Genomic DNA, 6,345 nt, shown 5'->3' with positions numbered 1-6,345 from the left:
ACAAACGAAAAAACCATAGCTACTATGCAGGCAGAGAAACGGTGCCAGGCCGAAAGAAAAGAGCGTTTTCTAGTGATCTGAATACAAAGTATAGTTAGGATTCCAGCAGATGCGAAGTTATCTAACTGAAGCATTTGTGCGACCCAAATGGCAAATGGAGTTCCTATAGCTGTTTTAATCGTGCGATATCCAATCTTCACAGCCTTTTCACCTCAAAAATTTAATATGTTGACGAAAAAAGGGACCTTTGCCTTAACAAAGATCCCCTTAAATCTTAATTAAACTTCTTCGCAATACTCTTCAAAACTGCGTTGAAGCTTTCCGATGACATCCATTGGATCAAAACCTTCAATATCATGTCTTTCAATCATCGTTTGGATTTTCCCATCTTTTAAAAGTGCAAAGGATGGGGAAGAAGGTGGGTATCCTTCAAAGTATTCTCTCGCACGATTCGTAGCTTCCCGATCCTGACCGGCAAATACAGTTACTAAGTGATCTGGACGCTTATCATAATGGATCGCATGTGAGGCTGCCGGACGAGCTATTCCTCCTGCACAACCACACACAGAGTTAATCATAACAAGGGTGGTTCCATCTTTATTCAGTGCTTCATCAACCTCTTCAGGTGTTGTTAATTCTGTATATCCCGCTTTGGATATTTCATCACGAGCTTGTGTGACAACGTCATTCATGAAAATATTAAAATCCATCTGCATGGCTCCTTTACTTGATGTACTACTGAACATTTTACCAAGTTCTTCATAGGCTTTCAAACGTAAAGTCAGCCTTTACCAGTGCTTTTACTGATTTAAGCCCGCCTTTATTATAGAATCCATTTAAATAAAAAACTGCTTCCCACAGCTGTGAGAAGCAGCAGTCTATTTACTATTAATAAATAGATGTATTCTCTTCAGACATTTTCTCAAGGATTTCTTTTACTCTTGCAAGGAAATTCCCCGCTACAAGACCATCAAGGACTCGGTGGTCAAGAGAAAGACACAGGTTCACCATATCACGCGCACCGAACATTCCGTTTTGGAAGACCGGTTTCTTCACGATTGATTCTACTTGTAAAATGGCTGCCTGCGGGTGATTGATTACGCCCATGGATTGTACAGAACCAAATGAACCGGTATTGTTAACGGTAAACGTTCCGCCTTCCATATCTTGAGAAGTCAGTTTACCTTGACGTGCCTTATTCGCAAGCTCTGTAATATCTTTCGCAATACCTTTAATACTTTTCTCATCTGCATCACGAATGACAGGGACGAACAATTGATCTTCCTTCGCCACTGCAATATTCAAATTGATTGCTTTCTTCTGAATGATTTTGTCGCCTGCCCACATGCTGTTTAGCTGAGGGTATTCTTTCAGTGCCTGAGCAACAGCTTTCACAAAGAAAGCGAAATACGTAAGGCTGTACCCTTCTTGCTGTTTGAACTTGTTTTTCTTCGCGTTACGAAGTTCGACAAGATTCGTGACGTCGACTTCGACCATCATCCAGGCGTGCGGAATTTCGGTTTTCGACTTGACCATGTTTGCAGCAATCGCTTTACGTACACCCGTGACAGGGATTTCGATATCCCCCTCACCTGCTTGTACATTCGATGAGACTGCTGGTTTTTCAGGAGCAGATGCTGGAGCTTTTTTCGCTTCGCTTTGTGGTTCGGATGCAGGTGCTTGATCGGCTGTCGGTATGTCTCCGCTCTCAATGATTTTCTCAATGTCTTTACGTGTAATACGGCCGCCGCGACCAGAACCTTCGACCTGATTCAAGTCGACATCATGGTCTTGCGCAAGTGTCATAACAGCAGGTGAGTAGCGCTTCTTGCTCCCCTTATCTTGTTTTGGCTTGCTTTCTTTTTTGGTTGTTTCAGGCTGTTTAGGCTGCTCCGTTGTTTCTTCAGGAGGTTCATGTTTTGGAGTTGGCGATTCAGGTTTGGATTCAGAACCTGCTCCTTCTACCTCTATATGGCACATGAGATCGCCTACTTCAATTGTATCGCCCTCCTGAGCGACTAACTCTTTAATCACTCCTGTAAAGGAAGACGGGACTTCTGCGTTTACTTTATCAGTCATGACTTCAGCGATTGGATCATATTTATTGACTTGATCGCCTGGTTGGACGAGCCATGTGCTGATCGTTCCTTCGGTGACACTTTCACCAAGCTGAGGCATATTGATTTTTTCTAAACCCACTGGAACTCCTCCTTCAATTAAAATTCAGCGAGGTCACGCATCGCTTTTTCAACTTTATCGGGATTCATCATAAAGTATTTCTCCATGGTTGGAGCATAAGGCATAGATGGGACATCTGGCCCTGCTAAACGTTGAACAGGTGCATCTAAATCGAATAAGCAATTTTCACTAATAATCGCAGATACTTCGGAAATGATGCCGCCTTCTTTGTTATCTTCTGTTACAAGTAGGACTTTTCCGGTTTTTGAAGCAGCTTCGATGATTCCTTCTTTATCCAGAGGGTAAACGGTCCTCAGGTCAAGAATATGGGCATCGATGCCCTCTTCAGCAAGCTTTTCAGCTGCTTGCAGTGCAAAGTGGACACACAAACCATAAGTAATAACCGTAATGTCGGAACCTTCTCGTTTTACATCTGCCTTACCGATCGGCAATGTGTAATCTTCCTCAGGAACTTCTCCTTTAATTAAACGATAAGCCCGTTTATGTTCAAAAAATAGAACTGGATCGTTATCACGAATAGACGCCTTTAATAGACCCTTCACATCATAAGGAGTGGAAGGCATGACAATTTTAAGACCTGGCTGGTTTGCGAACACCGCTTCAACGGATTGGGAATGATACAATGCACCATGTACACCACCGCCGTATGGAGCACGGATTGTAATTGGTGCACTCCAGTCATTGTTAGAGCGATAACGAATTTTCGCAGCTTCTGAAATGATTTGGTTTACAGCTGGCATAATAAAGTCAGCGAACTGCATTTCTGCAACTGGACGCATTCCGTACATCGCTGCTCCGATACCGACACCTGCAATTGCAGACTCTGCCAGAGGCGTATCTAATACACGGTCTTTTCCGAATTCATCATAAAGGCCATCTGTCGCACGGAACACACCGCCACGTTTCCCGACATCTTCGCCTAAGACAAATACTTTTTCATCACGTTGCATTTCTTCTCTTAATGCCTGAGTTACAGCTTGAATATAAGATATTACTGCCATGTTGTCTCCCCCTCCTTACTCTTCATAAACATAGTTCAATGCGGATTCAGCCTCAGCATACGCTGCATTTTCAGCATAGTCTGTAGCTTCATTGACTAATTGATCAAGTTCCTTATTCAACTCATCTTCTTTTTCTTCTGTTAAAATATTTTGTTCACGTAAATAGTCAGCAAAAGTTAAGATCGAATCCTTTTTCTTCGCTTCTTCGACTTCTTCTCGCTCACGATAAGTACGGTCATCATCATCACTCGAGTGTGGGGTTAAACGATAGGATACCGTTTCTATAAGCGTAGGACCTTCGCCATTTCGTCCACGATCGGCCGCAGCTTTCACAGCTTCATACACAGCCAATGGATCATTGCCATCTACTGTATATCCAGGCATGCCGTAACCGATCGCACGATCAGACACTTTTTCACAAGCCAATTGTTTCGCCACTGGGACAGAAATCGCATATTTATTATTTTCGACCATAAAAATGACGGGCAGTTTATGAACCCCTGCGAAGTTTGCACCTTCGTGAAAATCTCCCTGGTTGGACGATCCTTCACCGAAGGTTACGATAGAGACAAAATCTTTTTTCTCCATCTTCCCAGCCAGAGCAATACCCACAGCATGAGGTACTTGAGTGGTTACAGGCGAGGAGCCTGTCACAATACGGTTCTCCTTCTGGCCGAAGTGCCCCGGCATTTGCCTTCCACCTGAGTTCGGATCTTCCGCTTTGGCAAACCCTGACAGCATTAGATCCTTGGCGGTCATACCGAAGGAAAGTACTACACCCATATCCCGATAGTAGGGAAGGGCATAATCCTTTTCTCTATCTAGAGCATAAGAGGCACCTACTTGAGCCGCTTCTTGCCCTTGACAGGAGATAACGAATGGAATCTTACCCGCTCGGTTCAATAACCACATCCGTTCATCAATTTTTCTCGCAAGCAGCATCGTCCGGAACATGTCTAAAACTTCTTCATCACTTAAACCTAATGATTTATGGCGATTTTCAGCCATCATCTATTCCCTCCTTTAATCTTTACCCGTGAATTTGGTTCCCATCAACGGCCATCGCTGCTTCACCTATTGCCTCAGCCAGCGTTGGGTGTGGGTGGATACTTTCTGCAATTTCCCAAGGGGTGGCGTCTAATACTTTCGCAAGACCAGCTTCAGATATCATGTCAGTTACATGAGGTCCAACCATGTGTACACCCAGCAAATCATCCGAATTTTTATCTGCAACAATTTTTACAAACCCATCTGTTTCGCCATAAACTAATGCCTTTCCGATAGCCTGGAACGGGAATTTTCCGACCTTAACTTCATATCCCTGTTCTTTGGCTTGTGCCTCCGTTAGTCCGACACTTGCTACCTCAGGATTAGAATAAATGCACGTTGGCACCTGTTCGGGATTCATTGGGTGAGGTTTTTTGTCAGCCATATGCTCGACTGCAATGATACCTTCATGAGAAGCAACATGAGCAAGCTGCATGCCGCCGATGACATCACCAATTGCATAAATGTGGGTTTCTTTCGTTTGATAATATTGATTCGTTTTTATAACACCATTTTCGACTATAATGTCTGTATTCTCTAATCCTATATTTGTAACGTTTGCCGCTCTCCCTACAGAAACAAGCATTTTTGCTGCTTCATAAGTGACCGTTTCTCCACCGACTTCCGCTTGGATGGATACGCCTTGATTTTTCCCAAGGGTTTCAGGCATCACTTTAGCACCTGTGATGACATTGACCCCTTTCTTTTTCATTTGTTTCTGCATTTCTTTAGATACGTCTTGATCCTCTGTAGGTAAAATCTGCGGAAGATATTCCAGGACTGTCACTTCGACACCAAAATCTGACAGCATCGATGCCCACTCAATCCCTATGACACCACCGCCTACGATGATGATAGATTCAGGAAGCTCTTTCATTTGCAACGCTTCATCTGAAGTCATGACAAAGTCACCATCAACCTCAAGTCCGGGCAAAGATTTCGGGCTTGACCCCGTTGCAACCAATACATTTTTAGGGATAAGCATTTCATTTTCTTCCCCGTTATTCATTTCAACAGAAATTGTTCCTGCTGTTGGAGAAAAAATAGAAGGGCCTAAAATACGGCCGAATCCCTCATAAACATCGATTTTCCCTTTTTTCATTAAACCTTGAACACCTTTATGTAATGTGTCCACTATGGATTGCTTCCGTTCCTGTACCTTAGAGAAATTTAAAGTCGGTGGTTCAGTCGTTACACCAAACTCATCTGCTTCCTTTGTCTGACGGAAAACCTCCGCACTGCGAAGCAAAGCTTTAGAAGGAATGCATCCTCTGTGTAAACATGTCCCTCCAAGCTCACGCTTCTCAACCATTGCTACTTTCAACCCCAGCTTCGAGGCACGGATGGCTGCAACATAACCGCCTGTCCCTCCACCGAGAACAACTAAATCGTATTCTTGAGCCATTTAAGGACTCTCCTTCCTATTCTGCAAAATTAGGATATTGTTTAGGAACTTCCTCATTGTTCAAAATACGGAGTGTTCCTTCATTAAGTGCTTCTAATTCGTTTTCACCAGGATAGACAAGAACGTCGGCAATCCAGTGGACGCGCTTTGAAATTTCCTCGACAAAGTCTTTACCGTAAGCAAGCCCACCGGTTAATGCGATGGCATCGACCTTACCTTGTAATACAGAACTCATGCTGCCAATTTCTTTAGCAATCTGATAAGCCATGGCATCAAAGACAAGTTTTGCTTTTTTATCGCCATGTTTAATCATTTTCTCGACCTCTCTCGCATCATTCGTATCAAGGTAAGCCATCAGTCCGCCTTGACCGACCAGCTTTTTCATGACCTCATCACGATAGTATTGCCCTGAATAACATAAGGAAACGAGATCACCTGCAGGAACGGTTCCGGCACGCTCAGGAGAAAAAGGACCATCACCATGAAGCCCGTTATTCACATCGATGACTCGTCCATTTGCATGGGCACCGACCGTAATCCCTCCCCCCATGTGGGTTACAATAAGGCGGGATTCTTTGTAGGACATTTGCAGGTCTTTTGCAGCTCTTCTAGCTACCGCTTTTTGGTTTAGCGCATGGAAAATGCTTTTCCTTGGTATTTCAGGCACACCTGAAACGCGGGCTACATCATGGA

7 protein-coding genes are annotated in these 6,345 nt (G+C 43.8%); all 7 read right to left on the bottom strand.

Annotated elements, in window-relative coordinates; genetic code table 11:
* Positions 1-200 (bottom strand): aromatic acid exporter family protein (locus tag LD39_RS22040; protein ID WP_231572532.1); only part of this gene is annotated, 200 nt, incomplete at its 3' end.
* 78 nt (positions 201-278) lie between these two features.
* The gene (locus tag LD39_RS07795; protein ID WP_035544869.1) at positions 279-716 is read right to left on the bottom strand and encodes a BrxA/BrxB family bacilliredoxin; all 438 of its coding nucleotides are present in this window, start codon (positions 714-716) and stop codon (positions 279-281) included.
* Positions 717-888: 172 nt separating this feature from the next.
* On the bottom strand, positions 889-2,199 hold the full coding sequence (locus tag LD39_RS07790) for a dihydrolipoamide acetyltransferase family protein (RefSeq protein WP_035544867.1): 1,311 nt from the start codon (positions 2,197-2,199) through the stop codon (positions 889-891).
* Positions 2,200-2,216: 17 nt separating this feature from the next.
* A complete protein-coding gene (locus LD39_RS07785; protein WP_035544866.1) occupies positions 2,217-3,200 on the bottom strand; it encodes an alpha-ketoacid dehydrogenase subunit beta in 984 nt (327 codons plus the stop codon).
* Positions 3,201-3,215: 15 nt separating this feature from the next.
* Entirely contained in the window at positions 3,216-4,208 is a 993-nt protein-coding gene (locus LD39_RS07780; protein WP_035544868.1) for a thiamine pyrophosphate-dependent dehydrogenase E1 component subunit alpha, read from the bottom strand.
* A gap of 22 nt (positions 4,209-4,230) precedes the next feature.
* The gene (lpdA, locus tag LD39_RS07775; RefSeq protein ID WP_035544864.1) at positions 4,231-5,652 is read right to left on the bottom strand and encodes a dihydrolipoyl dehydrogenase; all 1,422 of its coding nucleotides are present in this window, start codon (positions 5,650-5,652) and stop codon (positions 4,231-4,233) included.
* A 16-nt stretch (positions 5,653-5,668) separates the two neighbouring features.
* On the bottom strand, positions 5,669-6,345 hold a 677-nt coding region (gene buk / locus LD39_RS07770; RefSeq protein ID WP_035544861.1), incomplete at its 5' end, for a butyrate kinase.

This window comes from Halobacillus sp. BBL2006 (assembly GCF_000786645.1).
Taxonomy (GTDB): Bacteria; Bacillota; Bacilli; order Bacillales; family Halobacillaceae; genus Halobacillus.
Note: the sequence above shows the minus strand (reverse complement) of the source record. Positions and strands in the feature narration are given on the sequence as shown.